General features: G+C 33.1%; 2 protein-coding genes. One reads left to right on the forward strand and one right to left on the reverse strand.

All coding sequences use genetic code 11. From position 1 onward, the window contains the following. Positions 1-1,172 precede the first annotated feature (1,172 nt). A complete protein-coding gene (locus F6K40_RS39680; protein ID WP_293110778.1) occupies positions 1,173-1,421 on the reverse strand; it encodes a Ycf34 family protein in 249 nt (82 codons plus the stop codon). 338 nt (positions 1,422-1,759) lie between these two features. On the opposite strand from F6K40_RS39680, the gene F6K40_RS39685 reads away from it, so the two are divergent. Beyond that, the coding region (locus tag F6K40_RS39685) for a tRNA nucleotidyltransferase/poly(A) polymerase-related protein (protein ID WP_293145660.1) at positions 1,760-2,849 on the forward strand (1,090 nt) is incomplete at its 3' end.

The raw sequence follows: 2,849 nt of genomic DNA on the forward strand, positions 1-2,849 counted from the left end.
AGTAAATCTCAATCACTCTGATTTTTTACAGCAGTCGATAAAATTCGGTAAGTAGACTAGAAACTTAAATATATTCTCTCTCTTTTTGCTGACTCCCTACTCTCAGTTTGAGGAGAGTTTGTATTTTTTTGCAGGTAGAATTAAAGCAGTAACTCATCATAGAATTCTTCAATAATTAATAATTAACAATTAATAATTACCTCTTCTCAAAAATAAGAGGATTAATTAAAAGTTTTTTGGTTTTTTTCTCCTTGAAAGGAGAGAATTTAAACCTTGACAGTTTCTCTAGAATAAATTTAGCATATATCGAGATTTTGATGATTTATTCTATTTGAATAGAGTCGATTTTTTTTCAGTTATCCAGAGGGAGTAAATCTCAATCACTCTGATTTTTTACAGCAGTCGATAAAATTCGGTAAGTAGACTAGAAACTTAAATATATTCTCTCTCTTTTTGCTGACTCCCTACTCTCAGTTTGAGGAGAGTTTGTATTTTATCGAGATTTTGATGATTTATTCTATTTGAATAGAGTCGATTTTTTCAGTTATCTAGATAGAGTAAATCTCAATCACTCTGATTTTTTTACAGCAGTCGAGAAAATTCGGGAACTAGACAATAAACTTAAATATTACACTTGCCATTACTATTAAGACATTCTCCCTATTCTCAAATTTATTCACAGCAATAATTTAATTTATAACTTCTGACTAAAGTAAGATTTTATAGGATCAAAACCTTCAATCTATAGTAATTTATATAAATTATTTTACATCTGAAGTTGGAAACTATTTGTAATATCTTTTAAGTGAATTGCTATGAGATGATTTGAGTGACTGATGGAAAAAAAGAAACAAGGAAAAATCCTCTAATACTACTTATTTAAGCAATAATATCGATCTAATCTCTTCCTACTCTCCCACTTTTGCTTCTCTCTAAAGGTTTAAAGACTTATGGGTAAGGAATATATCTCAAAAAAAGGGGATATCAAAAGTTATATGAAATACGAAAGATAATGGTACTTAATTAATATCCCCATCTCTTCATTTCCTGATCACTCCATCTCCCTTTTTAAGAAGATAAAAAAACAATATTCCGTATTTCAAACCTCCCTATTGCTGGAGATACGGATAACGGATAACTGATAACGGATAACTGATAACTGATAGCTGATTTTAGGTAGGGACAAGTTCACCTGGCCTTAATTTTGCCCATTTGCCCATTTCTTGTAGAAAACTTTCACAACCAACAACATCCCATTCCATCTCAATTTCGTCTTGTTTGGGACGAATATTGACATTGATAGTAGGTTCAACCGGATCAAAATCTGGATTTTCTGTTAAATGAAGTTGTTCATGCTGAGTTTCGACAGCATGATAAGTGACACACCGATCTACATAGTGGCAGTTAACACAAATACACATTTGTAAGTACCTCTTTGATGGTCAAGTTTAATCTTAATAGATGGAATAATTTCTTATCTTAATGATTTGATAAGTTTATATAGGGTTTCTCAAGTTAGTGAGGTATAGTTGTTTTTTTCTTTTCTATTCCCAACTCCCTAAAACAAAAGAACTTTGCACCTCACTCCTTATGGGAATTGGTATATTTTAACCCAAATTAATTTGATCTGGAGTTGATCAAATTTTGCCTTGGAGACAAAGGTTATTCCAGAGGGAAAAAATATTTTTTTCAGACATAATGTTAACTTTAACGTAAGTAAAAGTCTCAGTGCAAAGAAACTCATTTGATTTTTGTGGCAATGTCGATAAATTCCCTGTCTGCTTTATCACCGGAAACTTGGCCCTTTGATGGAAGAATGCTCCCCCAACCTGTTTATTTAGTAGGTGGTTCGGTGCGGGATGCTTTGCTGAAACGCAAGAGCGAATATTTAGATTTAGATTTTATTATCCTTAACCAAGCAGTTAGTATTGCCAGAAATATTGCTAAGAAATATCAAGCGGGGTTTGTGGTTTTGGATGCGGAACGAAAAATTGCGAGGGTGGTATTTAAAGGAATGACAGTTGATTTTGCTGAGATTGAAGGTGATAGTTTGGAGGAAGATTTATGGCGTAGAGATTTTACGATAAATGCTATTGCTTATAATCCTTTTACTGATGAATTGATAGATTTATTTGATGCTCTGAAAGATTTGCAGGAAGGTATTATTAGAATGGTAAAACCTGGGAATCTTAGAGATGATCCTCTTCGATTATTACGCGCATATCGTCAAGCAGCACAATTAGGTTTTGTTATTTCCCCAGAAACTCAAAAAACTATTGGAGAATTTGCACCTTTACTTACCCAAGTCGCAGCAGAAAGAGTGCAGACAGAATTAGGTTATTTCTTGAGTCATTCTGACGGAATGATTTGGATAGAAAAAGCTTGGAAAAATGGTTTACTCTCAGATTATTTTCCCGCAGCAACAGAAAATCTGGAAATAGGAAAAAAGGTAGAGATAGTCGTAAAGCAGTTAACAAAAAATTGGTCGAATTTAGAAGTAGAGTTAGCAACTGGGGTGCGCGATACAGTTAAAACATCTTTATTGGCGATCGCTAAATTAGCAATATTAGTGAATCCTAATCCAGAAAAAGCGGAAGTTGAATTAATGCGGTTGAAGTATAGCAATGCAGAAATTAAAAGTACAATTGCCGTGATTAAAGGTTTAGCAAAACTGTCAGAAATAGAAATTTCTCAGATGTCTGTTCGAGAGCAATATTTTTGCTTTCAAGAAATAGGGAAAAATTTTCCTGCTTTAGCAGTTGTAGCAGTGGCAAAAGGAATATCTAGAGAAGAAATTAATTGTTTAATTCAACGTTATATTAATCCAGACGATCCAGTTGCTCATCCTA

Source organism: Okeania sp. SIO3I5, assembly GCF_010672085.1.
Taxonomy (GTDB): domain Bacteria; phylum Cyanobacteriota; class Cyanobacteriia; order Cyanobacteriales; family Microcoleaceae; genus Trichodesmium.